This window comes from Acinetobacter sp. NyZ410 (genome assembly GCF_022828975.1).
Lineage (GTDB): Bacteria > Pseudomonadota > Gammaproteobacteria > Pseudomonadales > Moraxellaceae > Acinetobacter > Acinetobacter guillouiae.
The window spans coordinates 2,711,213-2,728,596 of sequence record NZ_CP094620.1; the positions used below are offsets into that span (position 1 = coordinate 2,711,213).

Consider the following 17,384-nt stretch of genomic DNA (forward strand, 5'->3'; position numbering starts at 1 on the left):
CTTTCATTTCTCGCTACAATTTTATTTTTTATAACATGCTTTTATGACAATTCAGTTTAAATCATTATTTTTTGAGTTTATTTTGAATCAACATTTTTCTTCAAAAACAAAATAGTTTGATCAAACGTTTGCTGACTCGCCTTTTTGCCCAAGAAAAATTGATATTCATGGACCAACCATTCTTTTGATTCAGGGTAGAAAACAGCTTGAACAGGGATTTGCTTTTCTTGCAACGCTTTTACAAAAGGAATGGACTGCGTATCTGTGAGAAAATCTTTATTCCCTCCACTGATAAATACAGGCGGATAATTCTTGGTAAGATGTTGTATAGGTGATAAACGTTTTAAATATTCAGGATTATCTTTTTGATTACCTGTATAAGCTTGAACAAGGTTATTTACCCCCCATTCAATCAGTTTGATTTCATCTGGTGCTGTATTGATAAAGGCATTCATATCATAAATTCCGCAATGCAGAATTAAACCCTTAAGTTGTGAAGCTTGAATCGAGGCTGTAATTCCAGATTCTTTGGCAAAATTTGGGTTAGTGAGAAGCGCTGCATAATGACTGGCTAAATTGGCTCCAGCCGAATCCCCTGCTAAAAATAATTGATTAGCATCTATATGGTATTGTTTTGCATTTTGCTGGATAAATCGCAGTGCATTATTGATTTGGTACAACTGCGTTGGATAAATTGCTTGCGGTGCAAATTGGTATTGCACAGAAACAACATTATAACCTTGTGCTGCAAGCAGTTTAAAATATCCTCTTGCATTATCTTTAGCACCTGAAATCCAACCACCACCATGAATCCAAATCACTGTTGGACGCTTTTCAAATTGTTGAATATCTTTTGGCTGATAGAGATCTAAACTGAGTTTTGGTTGTTCTTGGTAAGTCATATTATGGGTAACAATAACATTCTCTGGCGCATGTTTATCCATCAGATAGCGTTGAAAATGTGTTGAAGTATCAAATGCCTTGGCAATGATTTTGTTATTTTTTTGCACATTTTGGCAGGCAGACAGTGTGAATAGTGAAAGTGTACAAATAAGAATTTTCAGTTTATGCATTTTGACCTCAAAAATGTTCAATCATTGTGATTTTCACATTATCGATACATTCAATTGTGAGCCTAATATAGCTTAAAAAATGAATTCCTTTTCTTTTAATTTCAATGCAAAAATAACTAAAAGAATTTTAATTTATATTTGCGCGATTTGTTGATGTAGCGTTTGCAAAAATAAATCCGCTTCAGCTTTGGTCTGGCACTTTTTATGATATAGACCATTGGCATTTTGATTGTGCGGTGTATATTCTATACTTATAGAAAAATTTTGCGTAATCATATTTTTAGAAACATGTATCGCGATAATATGCAGTGAATTTAGGTAAAAACCATCTTCTATTTTAACCAGCATTTTAAGCCTCAAACTTTATAACACAGAGAGAGTAAGATAAAAAAGCCCATCTTTTGATGAGCTTATTGTTTAAATATTTTAAACTTAATCATACTTCAATTTAGCCAGTATTTAAAATTTTTGATTATTTATTGTGTAACAAAAGGAATATCCACTAAGAATTTTCTTGAACAATACAATAATAAAAATCTAACACATCATCAAAATTCAGCTTTAGATTGTCTGACATTTTTTTAATTGATCAAATTGCTTTGGTGTTAGATTGAATAAATCGTGATACTTATCACATTTCATAATAAAAGTTATTTTATCGAAATCTCTTTTATGGAGGTTGTTAATATGAATTATTTGATTATTCTAAACTCATCACAAGCACATCATTATGATGAAGTCCATAAGCTTATCTGTGACTACGATGCTTCGATCCGGGTGAACCCTTCCACTTGGCTGATCAATACCAACTATGAAGCCAACATCATTCGCCAGCATTTAGCGAGTATTATTAGCATTCATGACTCTTTGTTAGTCTTTAAGATTGATGGTGAACATTCATTTACCAATGATTTGGATTTAAATGACTGGATGGAGGATATAAACAGTAAAAGTATGATTCGTGTCTAAAGCTCATTCCGCTAAATTGCTATAACTAAGGCTTAAATAAACATGATTTTTCATGTTTGAAGCGCTTTAGCATTGATGTCACATATCGAAAGCCACGATAACAAACGACTAAATATCGTTTGAAAACATAAATGAATAAATTGCAGGAAAACAATCAACACGAATAAATACGAAAAGATTATAGCTTTATATCATTTCAAAGATAATGATAAATCCTTGAAAGTTGAATACACGACCTCACTTTCAAGGATATTTAATTAGGGTCTGTTGACAATTCGTCTACGTTTGCGACTACGTGTGTTTTTTAGGCGATACTAGGCGCGAAATACGAAATTTAGTCATTCTAAATAAGTAGTTCGTAACGACGTAGCGTCAAAAAACACGCTAGTCCCGAAGGGTTGTGGTTAAAATTATCTCAGCCTTCGTTATGAAACTCGAAAATAGTCTCGCTATTCTCTTCGTTTCATGCCTTGCCTGCTCAATTTTAACCTACAACGCAAGCCATTTATGAAATGTCAACAGACCCTAAGCAGCTCTAGTTTTATTTAGCGTCTTCAACAAACTCTTTAAAGTCAGCTTTACGTATTTTGGCATGGATCCCCTTGGTCTTATCGACCACTTGCGATACTTCAAAATCAGTAGCAGCGCTTAGATAAGCATAAGCAATCGCTTCATCAATACCATATTCTTGATTTAAAAAACGAATCGCTTCACGTGTAGATTTTTTCATTGCTTCGTCTAAATCTTCATCTAATCCTGGTGTAATCCAAAATTCAGCATTCTCTGCTAATGGCTGTACGATTTCTTTGCCCGGGATTTTATCTTTGCCTGTTTTTAATAAAGTGAACTTGAATGTTGCTCTTGCTGAAGCTTCTAATGCAGTTAATGCAACTTCGCCATCACCTTGGGCAAAATGACTATCACCTGTATAAAACAATGCACCCGGCACTTGTACTGGGTAATATGCAGTTGATCCAGCACCTAACTCATTTATATCAATATTACCGCCATACATCGCTGGTGGTACTGAATGAACTGGCTGTGATGTATTCGGTGCGACCCCCATAATGCCCATAAACGGACTTAGTGGGAAACGAATCGATTTACCTGATTGTGTTTTTAGTACCCCCTCATATTCACCCTTGGCATTTTTTTCTATTGGGGTAAACACTGAAACGTTTCCATATCGCTCAGGATGTTCAGCCGAAGCATTTTCTTGTTGAGGTCTTTTAGGAAATTCGCCCACTAAAGCACCTTTACCATGACGATTTGAAATGACGCCATAGGGAACACGAGGCTCTACTTTAATGACTTCTACTTTTAAAATATCACCAGCTTGTGCACCTTGAATCTCAATTGGGCCAGTCACAATATGAGGTCCATCTTTATGAAAATCATGTTTTAGAGAAGATTTTGTAATATTTTTTGCTTCATCTAAAATGTATTCATCTTTCACCCCTTTTGATTTAAAGAATTTTTCCGCATCCCGCCCTTGATCTTCAAGTAAACCTTCATGTGAAACTGTATCAAAAGTTACCACACTCCCCGACGGAACAGAAATCACAGGCTTGGCATCTTTATTCGGTAAGTAACCCCAAGTAATCGTGTTTAAAGTCGAAGGTACATAATAATTGCCTTTGTATTCACCGTCTTTTAATTGAACCGGCTTATTGGATAATTGCTTAAGAACATTAAAACTTTCAGCATGAACGACTGAAGTACTGATAGCACTGAAAATAAACAGTGAAAGAACCGTGTGCTTAAACATAAAAATACCTTTAATAATTGAAAAATAAAAATATTGCAAAGGTGTTTTCAGCAAATTTCATGCCACGGTAAAATTACTTTAATTTGTTCATTTCAATAGCTATTGCGCCTATTGTTTACAATTAGTCGGTCTATTCAAGTGCATAAATAATGAAATGCCCGTAAATATCTTATTTTTGAGTGGGTTTTAAAGTGTTTAATTTTAATCTGTACTGTTTTCTCTCAACCTATTCGGCTTCTTTCATAAATCCTTTTTAGAATGATATGCCAACTTAAATACCCCCTCATCCTCGCTTTCGCTCAAAGGGAGCAAGAACTTTTAACATCAATATGATTCACTCAATACGATCATTTTTTGATTGATGAACTACGAATAAAAAACCCCACCAAATGGTGGGGCTATTTACGTCATAATTCTATTTAACTTCTTTCACTGTAAAAGATTTATCTTTAGCAAGTTCAATGGTTCCTTCATCGCCTTTAGAATGAATTGAAACACCATTGTCACCTTCTAAACGCATACCGCTTCCAGCAGGTACTTCTTTCAATAAATAGTTATTTCCATCGCTATCCGTTAATGTCGCTGTAACAAAATTATCACTGGTCTTAAGTGTAAATTGTTTCTTATCAGCGGTTTCATATTTTACCGTTTTTTCAGCTGACTCATTTGTATCAACAGCAACGGCACTACTACTTACCTCATTATCAGGAGATGTCGCTTTATCTTTGTCTTTTGCACTACACCCAGCAACAAAAACAACAGCTAAAAAAGATGAAATTAATAATAATTTTTTCATGTTTAATCTCGAATAAATATGGAAGTTAAGTTCTAACATAGCGCTTTAGAGCAATCCAACCACTTATTGCGAATAACTACTTGTTGCCTACACAAATTATAACAATCACTTAGAACCTTATACATTTTAAGCTTGAATTTTGTTTTAATTTAAATATTTAGTTTTATTCTTTGATCAATGAATAGAATGTATTAAGCCCAGATAAGCGCTGTCATTGCCAATTAGAACGAGACGGTTGTATATCATTAAAGAAAATTACTCGGCTATCTTAGCTTATGCCTACAGTATGATTTCTTATAGAGAAAGCCTAAAAATTACTTGAATTAGATATAAAATTCTAAATAAAACTTTGCTTTAAAATTAATAATTCTCCCACTTTTCTATAGCGTAAAACCTCCATTAAGAGGCTAATTTATTCATTATTTTATTAAAATATTAATTCAGCAATAATTTCGGAGCACTTCGTTTCATATAAAAGTAAACCCCTAATTGTAATACAGCAAAATATCCCAAATTTCTCAAAATAACTTCAGTAATGCTTGAACTACCAAAAGCTAAATCGGTTACAAAAAGAAAAGCCACTAAAATTAAATGTAAATAAAAGGGTTGTTTGATTTTACTGCCTATTGCAGTAACAGCATTAAGATAACCAACGATCATCAATCCAAGAATCATGATCATTACTACAAGAACAGTTAGCGCTTGCTCATATAAATCACTGCTGTATAGAAAGATAGCTTTAACTATTCCAGCCAACGCACATAGCCCAATAAATGAGGCTAATAAATTTTTTATAAAGTATTTAGATTCATAATTGCTCTATAGCTTTCTTAAGTCTAAAAATTATACAGCATTGTTTTGAAAAAAATCTAGGAATCTCATGCTATATCAATAGCCTTCACACTCATATCAATCAACCCACTGTATCAAGTGGGCTGATTGATTAACGGTCCTTATCGACTGAATGTGGCGTTGTTGTTTGATCTTGCTTTTGTGTATCTGTATCTCTTTTTTGACACGCTGTTAAGCCGATCAACATAGCTAAACTTAAAATTGAAAATATTTTCATACTTCGCTCAGTTTTGCTTAAAAATACACCATATCAAAGTATGGACTTCTTGATGTGTATTTTGTGAAACTTAGGTAACATTTCCCACAGCCTTAGCAAAGTTTTAAATCAGTATAGATGACAAATTATATACACTCACCAACAATGCTTACATTTAAAAAATCTACTCAGATTATTAAGATATTTTTTAATTTTCAGAATCATAGACACATGCTTGGTTTTCTCTTTAAAAATCCATTTAATTCGCCAAAATTTAGTCACTTCGCCTTAATATTAGCCAGAATTTCGATCGGTTTATTTTTCCTAACAACGGGTTATAACAAATTATTTGTAGAGAAAAATCAACAAATCATGTTGGAAACGATTGTTTCGGCAGGTATACCTTTTCCAGAAGTGACGGCTATCATTGTTTCTTTATTTGAATTTGTATTCGGGCTATTGCTAACCATAGGGTTATTTACTCAGTTAACCAGCCTTATATTGATCTTTATTTGCTTTGTAGCACTTGTAACAGTTGGCATTTATACAATCCCGCCGGGTCTTAATTTGATCACTTGGATAAGCTGGTTTTTCTATATCCATGATTTGCTTTATATTTTCATTTTACTTTTTATTTTTACAAACAAGCCGGATTCTTTCACGCTAGATAAACTTTTTTTCAAAAAATACTTTTAGAAAATAGCCACTTTTTGGGGAAGTGGGTTATTAAAATAATATATCAGTTGATTATGATGTATGAGAATTTCTCTTTAAATGAAATTTTAAAGTTTATTTATCTAAACAAGCATCTTCAATCAACTTACTACCCTGTGGAAATTTAGTCACAGTTCTATAAGTTTCAGTAAGATCTGCATTGTAATCATAATATCCTGCATACAAGAAAATTTTTCTAGCTTCGCAGTCGTGATAACCAATCATTTTGATATAATTTTGAAGCTCATATTCTCTACCAAATATTATTCTAGTAACAATCACTTTATATTTAGGTTGATCTAAATCTGTTTCTCGTTCTGCGATTAATTTATCATTTCCAGGATACCGCGTATGATCACGATCAAAATATTCTTTGAATCTCTCTATATTTAATTTTTTATCAAAAATTGGCATTATTGGATCTGCATAACAAAGCTGTGATATCCATAAAAGAAATAAAAAAAGGATTTTTTTCATAATTTATAATTTTTTGAATGCTCTATAGAATAAATTTAGCTTACATAAAATTAAAGCTCATCCATTGATGAGCCTTTCAGTTATTTGGTTTGTTTCGGGTCAACTTTATAACAATCGGTTCGCATCTTCGGTGAGAGTGTATTGCTGTTAAGCATACTCATCCCATTCTGACTCTGATATCTAAAGCGATCATAATCACTCATTGTTGATGTAATGTTACTGACATCTGCTCCATATCCCATACAATGCGCATGATTACTTTCTAAATCATAACTGGTACAAGCTACTAAGAAAAAAAAGCTAATAAATATTAATGATTTCACTTGTGTTTTTACTTTAAAGGCTAAAAAATAATTTGGTTTAAGTAGATGTCGATAACGCCCGTCTACATCATAAAAATATGCCATATCCGATGTATAAGATCAATATATCTTCACCGCCTTGAGCCACCATGTTATATACTATTTTAGATAAATTTACCGTAATTGCCTTTGTATGTCTGACTTACAGCTTTCCTTAAGTGAATACCTTGCAACTGTGCAAGAAGTTATACGTGTAACTTTTGATGAAGCAATATGGGTAAAAGCTGAGATTAGAAATCTAAGCATCAAGGGCGGCCACTACTACTTAGAGCTTGCAGAAAAGGAAGAAGATACTGATAAAGTCATTGCCAGTTGTAAGGCAACAATCTGGAAATTCTCTGCCGCCAAAACGGTATTAAAGTTTGAACGTGAAAGTGGTGTTGAACTCTCTCGCGATCTCAATGTACTGATTAAAGTGAAAGCTGTATTTAGTCCCCAATACGGTTTTTCAGTCAATATTGAAGCAATAGATTCAAGTTATACCCTAGGTGATATCGCACGGCGTTATCAACAAATTTTAGAAAGACTGACCAGCGAAGGTCTACTCAATAAAAATAGATTACTGCCTGCCCCATTTGATATTCAAAATGTGCTCGTCATTGCTCCTGAGAATGCTGCTGGCTTGGGTGACTTTAAGAAAGATGCTGATGCTCTCGATCAAGCTGGGGTTTGTCATTTTGTCTATCATTCAGCAACGTTTCAGGGGAATACTGCGGCAACAAGTATTTCTGAAGCTTTAGCAAACGCATTACGACAATGGGCGAAAGACCTCAATACACCACCAGATCTTATTGTGATTATTCGTGGTGGAGGTGCAGTAAATGATCTGGCCTATCTCAATGACTACAATCTCGCTGCGCTACTCTGCAAACGCTCTGTTCCGATCTGGGTAGGTATAGGTCATGAAAAAGATAGAACCATTTTAGATGAAGTGGCAAACCGTTCTTTTGATACACCGAGTAAAGTGATTGGAGGTATTCGAAATCTAATCGTAGAGCGCACTCAAGATGTGCTAGATTCTCTACATAAGATTAAACTGTTATCTCAGCATCAAATCACAGCTTATCAAAGCCAGAATGATCAGTACATCAAAGTCATTAAAACGCTTTCTCAAGGGCAGATCAATGAAGCAAATAAAAGCTTAGATTTGATGAAAGGTACTGTTCAGTATCTGGCACAGCAACTGATTAAATTGGCATCCAATCAAGTTGAATCACTCATGCGTGAAACGCTTTTGCAAAATCCACGTCATGTCATGGCCAAAGGTTATGCTATTGTGCGTAGTGATGGTAAAGCCATTCGTTCTATTCAACAAATTTCAACTGATCACATCCAAGTAGAGTTATTGGATGGTACGATCAACGCAAATGTGACACAGGTATTAAGCAATGGCTAAACAAGATTTAACGTTTAAAGAAGGTTATGACGTTCTAAAGAAAAATGCAGAATTATTAGAATCTCAAGAAGAACCTGATATTGATAATTTGATGAAGATTGTGGAAGAATCCATGTCTGCATATAAAGCCTGTAAGTCACGTGTAGATGCTGTACAACAGGCTCTAAATGAGACTTTTAAAGAATAGATAGATAATCAATCTAAATATTCAATAATTTTATAACTCTTAAACCTGCTATTTCTCCTATAAAAATAAGAGAAATAGCATTACAAATATAATTAAATCAAAAAATTATAAGCCATTAAACACTTAACATACTATTTAAGGTTTCACTGACATTTTTTGATTTCACTTGAGATTTTAATCCTTCAAGTGCGGCTTTTACTTCACTTCGTTGTGGTTCAGCTAATGTATACCAGCGTGTAAGGACTTGGAGTAAACGAGAGCCAACAATTGGATTCTTCTCATCCAAATACTTCGCCAAATCGACAAAATGCTGAACACCAAAACTCCATGCATTGACAGGATTGGCATTTAAACCACCACTCACTGAACGAATACGGTTAGGTGTACCTAAATCATAATCAGCATGTGACGTTAAATACTGAATCGTTTCAGCCGTTGCTTTAGGATGCGCTGCTTGAATCATAAACCATTGATCTAATGACAATGCTTCATCCTTAAAGCGCTTATAGAAGTCCGCTAAGGCTGCTTTTGCTTGTGGAGCATCATTCCATACCAATACTTTAAGTGCCCCAAGTCGCTCAGACATATTCACAGAATTTTCATACTGTGCATAAGCCAAATCAAATACTGCGGTATCCCCCTGACGCGCCATAAAACTCAACATGATATTTTTCAGAGCACGAACACCCATTGCTTGTGAAAATTCATTTTGTGAATCTGGATCAAGTGATAAATATGTTTCTTTAACAAAGTCACCCAAGACTTTAGCCAATTGATTCAACAAGGCTTCACGTACTTCATTTACAATCAAAGGATTATAATCTTGATCAATGCGACTACCCAAATAACCTTCACTTGGTACATCAAATAAGCGTGACGCCAATAGTGGGTCTTTTTCAATTACACTAGGTAAGGTCTGTTTAATTGCATCTACATAAATTTGAGCATCATGACCATCAAGCAAAATACGCTCAAGCAAAGTCTGTGTGGCTTGCCACTGGTTAAAACCATTGGTTTCATATTGCAATAAGAAGGCAAGTTCTTCATCTGAATAGTTAAATTCAAGATTTACTGGTGCTGAGAAATTACGTAATAAAGATGCTACAGGCTTTTCGGTCACGCCTGTAAATTCAATGCTTGCTTCTGTTTGATCAAACAAATACACCCCATCTTTTACCCCATTCTCAAATAAAGCCTCAGAATGCAAGGTGTACTGCTCACCTGTTTCTGCATTAAACAGTGCTAAAGCCACAGGAATAGGTACAGCTTTTAAATTTGGATATTTAGGATGGGGTTTTAAACTTTGTTTAAAGCTTAAACGATAAGTTTGAGTACTCGCATCATATTCACCTTTCGCTTCAAGCTTTGGCGTTCCTGGTTGGTTATACCAGATTAAAAATGCAGATAAATCGACACCTGAACCCGCAGTTAAGGCAGCAACCCAATCTTCAACAGTGACCGCTTGACCATCATGACGTTGAAAATATTCATCGGTACCCTTACGGAATTTTTCTTTGCCCAATAAAGTTGACATCATGCGGTTAATTTCCGCACCTTTCTCATACACTGTCGCGGTATAGAAATTGTTGATTTCTACAAAATGATCTGGACGTGGCGGGTGCGATAATGGGCCTGCATCTTCTGGGAATTGATGCGCTTTAAGCACCGCAACATCGTCGATACGTTGTACTGCAGCCGATTGTAAATCTTCTGAAAAAGACTGATCACGGAAAACTGTTAAGCCTTCTTTTAAACACAATTGGAACCAATCACGGCAAGTAATACGGTTACCTGTCCAGTTATGGAAATATTCATGAGCAATCACAGACTGTACACGCATGATTGCGGCATCAGTGGTATATTCTTCATCAGCAAGCACACATGATGTATTGAAAATATTTAAGCCTTTATTTTCCATTGCACCCATATTGAACTGACTGGTTGCCACAATCATATAATTGTCTAGATCGTATGCACGTCCATAATGTTCTTCATCCCAACGCATAGAATGCTTTAACGCTTCCATCGCAATATGACATTTTGGGATATCTTTTTCTTCTGCATAGATTTCTAAAGCCACATCACGACCTTCTGAAGTGGTATAACGGTCTTTTAAAACCGCTAAATCACCAATCACACAGGCAAATAAATAAGCTGGTTTTTTGGTTGGATCTTCCCAAATGGTATAATGGCGCTCATCACCAGTTTTACCCGCTTCAATCAAGTTACCATTTGCCAAAAGTACAGGATATTTGTTATCGGCTTCTACACGAGTAGTAAACACAGATAAGACATCTGGACGGTCAGGATAGAACGTAATTTTACGGAAACCTTCTGGCTCATTTTGAGTGACAAATAAATCACTCCCCGCAAGATATAATCCTTCGAGTTGTGTATTGGTTTCAGGATGAATGACCACAGATGTTTCAACGATGGCTTCATCTGGTGCATTGGCAATCACCAATTGCTCAGAATCAAGCTTATACTCACTTTCAGTAAGCTGCTTACCATTAATAGAAATTGATTTAAGCTCAAGATCGCGTCCAAGCAATACCATATCTCCTGCTGCTTGGCGTTTCATGACTAATTTGCTGTTTACATTGGTATGGTCATCATAAACTTGGATATCGAGATTGATTGAATCTACAACATATGAAGGTTTTTGATAATCTTTTAGATATATAGTTTGATCTGCTTCAACTACTGGGTTTGCCGCGATATTCATATGATGTCCTAATCCTATTGTTGAGCTTCGACTTGTTATCGTGAGCTTGATCATCAATCAAATTTCACAAAGTGTCTGTTCTGTACTGTTGATTAATTTCTATATGGGTCTAGTTGAAATTAATTTCAATTGTTGGAATGCAAAAAACGTGCGAGATGGCCTATATTTATACAACAATTTATCCTGTAAATTAGAAATGATGCTTATGAAAATTAATGCAATAAAAAGCAAACAAGATTTTTTAACATTTTTAGATAATCTCAAACAAGATCATCTTGAAAATATTCAACAATGGGAAAATAAAGATCTGCAAAGCTTTTTAGCAGCAATGCACAATTGGGTGGAGGATATGGAAGGTTTTTATGCAAATACCCAACAGCCACAACCAGAGCACATCCCATGGAAAATTTTTGCAGATATTTTAATGGCTGGAAAAATCTATGAATAATAACAACAAAAACTTTGAGGAAAATATATGAAATTGCTTAGGCTATTTATAACTATAATGAGTCTTCTCTCTTTGCCTGTTTATGCAAAGCAAACTACCCCATATTTTTGCTTTAAAGAAAGTCAAAACAACGTAGACAAATTGTCAACAAACCCGAACCTTCTGCTTATTTCTGAGGAAGAATTTCCAAAAGTCAAAACAGTTCAATATTATCCTTATATGAAAAAAATCTCGTTAAAATTTACCCACTATGATGCTGTTGATACAGCACAAGGTAGACCAAGTGAATTTCACGATTTCTATAAAGAAATAATCAATCAGAAAGAAACAGGAACTTATGAAATCGTTTATCAAGGTGCTGTGCTTTACAATGTCAATTACACCAGCAAAAAAACCAAGAAAATGACCCAATTCGACAGACTCTATCCTGATGATGGACAAATTTTTCAAAAACTTAAGCAAAATGGGGTTAAATGCTTTTAACGGTATTTTTACAAAGAAAAACTTAGAATAATGCCTTCTTTATCTGAAATTATGGATAATGGCTGTAAATGAAACAAAGATATGGAATTATGAAGTTGCGAACCTTGCTCAGTGTATGTGGTTTTACTTTGTTGAGTCTAAGTACCATCAGCCACGCAAATCCTGAGTTTCTCCCCCCAGATCAAGCTTTTCAATTCTCTGCTGAATCAATTTCAGAAAATAAAGCACAATTGAAATGGACAGTTGCACCTCACTATTACCTTTATCATGATCAATTTAAAGTAACAGTCAACAATAAAGCTGTACCTTTAAGTCTCCCAAAAGGTCATATCAAAGATGATCCAACTTTTGGGAAAACAGAAGTTCATTATGAAAATGTGACTACACAGATTCAAGTCAAACCAAATTCACAATATTTAGTGATGTATCAGGGTTGTTCTGCGGATGGCTTATGTTATCCATTACAAAGGAAAACTATTGCAACTGATGCAGATGGCTTATTACCACAAAGCAATACATCGTCTAAGCACCTATTCAATAATAATTCAAATAGCACATTACTCAATCAGCCTGCTACTGCCCCAGCTCAAGATAAAAAGCTCAAAGAAAACGCTGAAACTAAAGCCAATTCAACTGCTGAAGAACCAGTTCCAAACAAAGTATTGGATGATCAAACCACTCAGCTTGGACAAAAAACTGTCAATAAAGCAGATAACACTGCAAATCTAATCGCCCCCAATGCTTCTGTTGCAAGTAGCAATGCAATTACAGATACGGAAAATTCTGCTGATTTAAACAGCAATACGGGCACTAAAAACAATACATCGTCATTACAATGGAATGATGATCAATCATTCTTTAAACTATTGTCTAAAGACTCTCTATTTCTAAATTTATTGGTGTTTTTCGGTTTAGGTATTTTACTGGCGTTTTTACCCTGTTCGCTGCCACTTATTCCAATTCTCTCTGGCATCATCATTCAGCGTGCGAAAGGCTATAAAGCTGTTGTGATTGCCTTGTGCTTTGTAGTGAGTATGGCAGTGGTTTACGCCATTATGGGGATTGTGGTTGCTGAAATTGGTTATAGCTTTCAACGTTGGTTCCAAAGCCCTTGGATCGTTTCATTATTTGCAGTTTTATTTGTTGTATTAGCTTTAAATTTATTTGGTTTATATCAATTAAACTTACCGCAATTCATCACCAATAAATTGAGTCATCTGCAAAATAATCAAAAAGCTGGGACAGTGCTCGGTGCTGTGGTTATGGGTGCATTATCAGCACTTATTGTTGGCCCTTGTATGAGTGCCCCACTTGCTGGCGCATTACTATTTGTTTCACAAACTCAAAGTGCTGTATTAGGTGGCTTGTACTTATTTATTCTCGGTCTAGGTATCGGTTTACCTTTATTTATCGCCAGTGTATTTGGTTCTAAATTATTACCAAAACCAGGTAAATGGATGGATCGGATTAAAGTCAGTTTTGGCTTTATTATGCTGATGGTTGCATTGTACTTTATTCGCCCTATGCTGCCTTCGACTGTCTATGCTGCAATTTTTGCCTTGCTGTGTATTGCATTGGCAATCTATCTCTTTATTGCTCTACGTGACAGTGAAAAAACGGTTAATAAAGTTATTCTTGCCATTATCGCAATAGCCAGTTTAATGGCTGGTTTTTGGAATATTCAACAAAGTTATTCTGCTTATCAAATTCAACATAGCCAAACAGAACATTTAGTTTGGAATAAAGTGACCACCGCTGAACAATTAGAACAGGCTTTGATCAATGCAAAACAGCAAGGCAAACCCATCATTATTGATGTCTATGCGGACTGGTGTGTGGCGTGTCAACCGATTGAAAAAGAGGTATTCCCACGTACCGATGTACAAGAGGCATTGAAAAACTTCACCCTCATCCAATTAGACTTAACGGAATACAACGCCTCACAAGACATCATTTTAAAACAACGTGAAATTTTAGGTCCGCCAACCATGCTGTTTTTAAATAGCAATGCAGAAGAAATCCGTGAATTGCGCTTTACAGGTACCTTCTCAGCACCACAACTTATTCAACAAACTGAAAAAATACACACAGGACGTTAAGCAAACTCTCCATGATCACTGCACAAGCAATTCATTTAGGACCGATTATGTTGCCATGGGGATTAACCATCCTCATGCTTGCGATACTGATGAGTGTGGTAATTGGAAAGTTTAGCTTTCAATATTTTGCTGTTTCAAATTTACAATGGTCTGCGTTTAAAGACTCGATTTGGTCTGCATTCTTGGTTGGCTTGTTATCTGCACGACTTGGCTTTGTCTTACTCAATTTAGATGTTTATTTAGAGCATCCAATTGAAATATTGAAGATTCAAGATAAAGGTTTTCATCTTTATGTGGGAATTGCATGTGCTGGCCTATGGATGGCTTGGAAAAATCGATCTCTAAAGAAAAGCTTTATTGCACTATGCTTTGCAGCTTTTGCCCTGTTTTTCATTTCAGGGCAATATTTCTATCAACAGGTACAATTGCAATACCAACAATTTCCTCAAGTCAATTTAGTCAATCTTCAACAAGAGCATGTTGAGTTGACTCAATTCCTCGGCAAACCCACAGTAATTAATCTTTGGGCCAGTTGGTGTCCACCATGCAGACGTGAAATGCCGGTGTTAAATGATGCTCAACAACGATATCCCAATGTGCAATTTGTCTTTATTAATCAAAATGAAGATGCCAAAACTGTACAAATGTATTTGCAACAACAAAAACTTAATTTGCATTGGACTTTACTGGACTTTGACGGCGTAACGGCACAAAAAATGGGAATGTTTGGCTTACCCAGCACCTTATTTTTTAATGCACAAGGCAAATTAATCGATACACATATGGGGGAACTTACCCATGCTGCGCTTCACCAAAAAGTTCAAAGGATAGTTTCGGAATAATCTATTTCATTGGCATTGATTAAAGAATTATTGCTTTTAACCTTAGGAGTCATCTTGATGATTGATTTAAAAACACTCGGTATTTATTCGCTTGGTTTGGTGTTAAGTGGCTCTTTGTTTGCTGCTGATGCAAATTTCCTTAAAAATAAATTGGAAAAAGAAGGTTATAACTTTGTTAAGCAAATAGATGCCCCCGAGGGTTTAGAAGGTTGGACGGGCTATAAAGATGAGTATCCATCGACAATCTTTATTTCAAAAGATCAAAAGCACTATATCGTCGGTGACCTATTTAATACTTCAGGAAAAAATTTAACCGAAGAAGCGATTAACACCCATGTTAAAGGTGCCGTATTAGATGAAATTTGGAAAAGCCTAGAAAAATCAACTTGGATTCAAGACGGCAATAGCAATGCGCCAAAAGTCGTTTATGTGTTTAATGACCCAAACTGCCCCTACTGCCATACCTTCTGGCAACAAGCACGTCCCTATGTAGATTCAGGAAAAGTTCAATTACGTCATATTATGGTTGGGGTCATTCGCCCAAGCAGCAAAGGACAAGCCGCAACGATTTTAAACAATGCCAATCCTGCAGAAATTTTTAAACAATACAATTTAAGCAACGGTAAGAATAAATTGGTGGAAATGAAAAGCATTCCTAAGCCGTTATCTGAAAAGTTAGATGAAAATACCAAACTCATGGATAAATACGGTTTTTATGCTACTCCAGCAATGGTATGGAAAGATACAAAAGGTGAAATTCAAAGCCAGCAAGGCGCACCGAAAGACATTAAAAAGTTATTTGATTAAACAGTGATAAAAATGAGTGATTAAAACCCACTCATTTTTGATTAGGGTGTTTTGCATATTTAAAATGAATTGAGTGACATGCAATTTTATACTTTAATCCCTAAACCATTGTTTCACTTGAAATCTGATAATTTAAAATTTATCGTGGTTTTATTTTAGAGAGATCGTTTAACAATTCCATAAGCTGCTGGATTTTTTCTGCACCATATTGTGTTTGAATATCTGTATAGCTTTCTTCCATTTTCACCGCTTGCGTCTCAAAGTATCTTTTACCTTCATCGCTCAGCTGAATCAAACTCACCCGTTGATCATGTAGATCTTTTCGTTTCTTAATCAGATTTTGATCAAGCATACGATTTAAAATCCCCGTTAGACTGGGTCTTAAAATACATGCCAAATCAGCCAAGTGGTTATTTTCAAGTTCATCATATTGATAAAGTACAGAAATCACACGCCATTGCTGCTCAGTCAAACCCATTTCATTTAAAATCGGTCTAAAATGCATCATTGTAGCTTCTCGCGCTTGTAACAAAGCTAAAGTCAGAGATGGCGATACGCGAATCGGTTTCATAAAAATCCTTTAAATAAAAAATTAACAGATAGATTAATCACTTGATTAATTAAAGAATTTATTCAATACATATCCTCACGATTTGACTGATCAGTGAATTCATACAAATCCATATTTTCTTGACGACAAAATGATATTAAAAAATTTATACTGCTCATGCGAACAATCTTACAGTAACAACATCTGCGCAAAATAAAAATATTGTGGCAATGCTTGTTGCATATCATAAAAAATCATCAATAAAATGAATGACTCACTTTATTTATATGATTGTAGTATATAGCAAAATTTTCAGCTTTTGTTCAAGTGCTTCAGCCTGTTTGGCTTTATCCACGATCTTGAATTGTCCTTTTCTTCTTTTTAAAATTCTACGCAAAAACGAATACTGGTTGATTTTTCTGTTTCTTTTTTGAGTGGTTATTTTCTTTTTAATCGTCTTGCTGTCTTTTTCCGATATTCAGGCAAATAAAATCCATAAAAAAATGCATTAAAAAACTCGCAATTAAGCGAGTTTAGGGTGCGTCAATCATACGATTGACGCTTAAAGCCACACAAAATACAGACCAGGGAAAATCAAATCTTGTACTGCTTTAATGCGTCTATTATTGATCATTTTTTT

General features: G+C 35.1%; 18 protein-coding genes. 9 read left to right on the forward strand and 9 right to left on the reverse strand.

Annotated features, from left to right (window positions below):
* Positions 1-77 precede the first annotated feature (77 nt).
* Both MTO68_RS12780 and MTO68_RS12785 read right to left on the reverse strand, forming a co-directional pair.
* A complete protein-coding gene (locus MTO68_RS12780) occupies positions 78-1,073 on the reverse strand; it encodes an alpha/beta hydrolase (protein ID WP_244012761.1) in 996 nt (331 codons plus the stop codon).
* 132 nt (positions 1,074-1,205) lie between these two features.
* Entirely contained in the window at positions 1,206-1,421 is a 216-nt protein-coding gene (locus MTO68_RS12785; RefSeq protein WP_004821927.1) for a hypothetical protein, read from the reverse strand.
* Positions 1,422-1,760: 339 nt separating this feature from the next.
* Here MTO68_RS12785 and MTO68_RS12790 point away from each other — a divergent pair, with 339 nt between their 5' ends.
* Entirely contained in the window at positions 1,761-2,042 is a 282-nt protein-coding gene (locus MTO68_RS12790; protein ID WP_004821930.1) for a hypothetical protein, read from the forward strand.
* A gap of 541 nt (positions 2,043-2,583) precedes the next feature.
* Here MTO68_RS12790 and MTO68_RS12795 read toward each other — a convergent pair.
* The 4 genes from MTO68_RS12795 to MTO68_RS23120 all read right to left on the reverse strand — a co-directional run bounded on the left by MTO68_RS12795 (position 2,584) and on the right by MTO68_RS23120 (position 5,675).
* Positions 2,584-3,810 carry an acetamidase/formamidase family protein gene (locus MTO68_RS12795; protein WP_209826047.1) on the reverse strand — a complete coding sequence of 409 codons (1,227 nt, stop codon included), beginning with the start codon at positions 3,808-3,810 and terminating at the stop codon, positions 2,584-2,586.
* 415 nt (positions 3,811-4,225) lie between these two features.
* Positions 4,226-4,606 carry an MliC family protein gene (locus MTO68_RS12800; RefSeq protein ID WP_244012763.1) on the reverse strand — a complete coding sequence of 127 codons (381 nt, stop codon included), beginning with the start codon at positions 4,604-4,606 and terminating at the stop codon, positions 4,226-4,228.
* Positions 4,607-5,041: 435 nt separating this feature from the next.
* On the reverse strand, positions 5,042-5,362 hold the full coding sequence (locus tag MTO68_RS12805; protein WP_244012765.1) for a hypothetical protein: 321 nt from the start codon (positions 5,360-5,362) through the stop codon (positions 5,042-5,044).
* 187 nt (positions 5,363-5,549) lie between these two features.
* Positions 5,550-5,675, reverse strand: a complete 126-nt coding sequence (locus tag MTO68_RS23120; protein ID WP_270387609.1) for a hypothetical protein — start codon at positions 5,673-5,675, stop codon at positions 5,550-5,552.
* Positions 5,676-5,885: 210 nt separating this feature from the next.
* Between MTO68_RS23120 and MTO68_RS12810 the strand changes: the two genes are divergently transcribed.
* Entirely contained in the window at positions 5,886-6,350 is a 465-nt protein-coding gene (locus MTO68_RS12810; RefSeq protein WP_035371175.1) for a DoxX family protein, read from the forward strand.
* A gap of 93 nt (positions 6,351-6,443) precedes the next feature.
* Here the strand turns inward: MTO68_RS12810 and MTO68_RS12815 are convergent, their stop codons facing one another.
* Positions 6,444-6,782, reverse strand: a complete 339-nt coding sequence (locus MTO68_RS12815) for a hypothetical protein (RefSeq protein ID WP_244012766.1) — start codon at positions 6,780-6,782, stop codon at positions 6,444-6,446.
* A 558-nt stretch (positions 6,783-7,340) separates the two neighbouring features.
* Here MTO68_RS12815 and xseA point away from each other — a divergent pair.
* Both xseA and xseB read left to right on the forward strand, forming a co-directional pair.
* Complete coding sequence (gene xseA, locus MTO68_RS12820; RefSeq protein WP_244012768.1) at positions 7,341-8,603, forward strand: exodeoxyribonuclease VII large subunit; 1,263 nt, start codon at positions 7,341-7,343, stop codon at positions 8,601-8,603.
* On the forward strand, positions 8,596-8,790 hold the full coding sequence (gene xseB / locus MTO68_RS12825; RefSeq protein ID WP_034615548.1) for an exodeoxyribonuclease VII small subunit: 195 nt from the start codon (positions 8,596-8,598) through the stop codon (positions 8,788-8,790). The genes xseA and xseB overlap by 8 nt, the downstream gene beginning before the upstream one ends.
* A 115-nt stretch (positions 8,791-8,905) precedes the next feature.
* Here the strand turns inward: xseB and pepN are convergent, their stop codons facing one another.
* Complete coding sequence (pepN, locus tag MTO68_RS12830; RefSeq protein ID WP_244012770.1) at positions 8,906-11,515, reverse strand: aminopeptidase N; 2,610 nt, start codon at positions 11,513-11,515, stop codon at positions 8,906-8,908.
* 205 nt (positions 11,516-11,720) lie between these two features.
* Between pepN and MTO68_RS12835 the strand changes: the two genes are divergently transcribed.
* From MTO68_RS12835 to dsbG, 5 genes are all read left to right on the forward strand, one after another.
* Positions 11,721-11,963 carry a hypothetical protein gene (locus tag MTO68_RS12835; protein ID WP_227548069.1) on the forward strand — a complete coding sequence of 81 codons (243 nt, stop codon included), beginning with the start codon at positions 11,721-11,723 and terminating at the stop codon, positions 11,961-11,963.
* A 27-nt stretch (positions 11,964-11,990) separates the two neighbouring features.
* On the forward strand, positions 11,991-12,446 hold the full coding sequence (locus MTO68_RS12840; RefSeq protein WP_244012771.1) for a hypothetical protein: 456 nt from the start codon (positions 11,991-11,993) through the stop codon (positions 12,444-12,446).
* Positions 12,447-12,514: 68 nt separating this feature from the next.
* On the forward strand, positions 12,515-14,545 hold the full coding sequence (gene dsbD / locus MTO68_RS12845) for a protein-disulfide reductase DsbD (protein ID WP_244012773.1): 2,031 nt from the start codon (positions 12,515-12,517) through the stop codon (positions 14,543-14,545).
* 11 nt (positions 14,546-14,556) lie between these two features.
* Positions 14,557-15,387, forward strand: a complete 831-nt coding sequence (locus MTO68_RS12850) for a TlpA disulfide reductase family protein (RefSeq protein WP_244012775.1) — start codon at positions 14,557-14,559, stop codon at positions 15,385-15,387.
* A 57-nt stretch (positions 15,388-15,444) separates the two neighbouring features.
* Positions 15,445-16,194 carry a thiol:disulfide interchange protein DsbG gene (gene dsbG, locus MTO68_RS12855; protein ID WP_244012777.1) on the forward strand — a complete coding sequence of 250 codons (750 nt, stop codon included), beginning with the start codon at positions 15,445-15,447 and terminating at the stop codon, positions 16,192-16,194.
* 139 nt (positions 16,195-16,333) lie between these two features.
* Here the strand turns inward: dsbG and hpaR are convergent, their stop codons facing one another.
* The gene (hpaR, locus tag MTO68_RS12860; protein ID WP_004821962.1) at positions 16,334-16,765 is read right to left on the reverse strand and encodes a homoprotocatechuate degradation operon regulator HpaR; all 432 of its coding nucleotides are present in this window, start codon (positions 16,763-16,765) and stop codon (positions 16,334-16,336) included.
* Between the last annotated feature and the right edge of the window lie 619 nt (positions 16,766-17,384).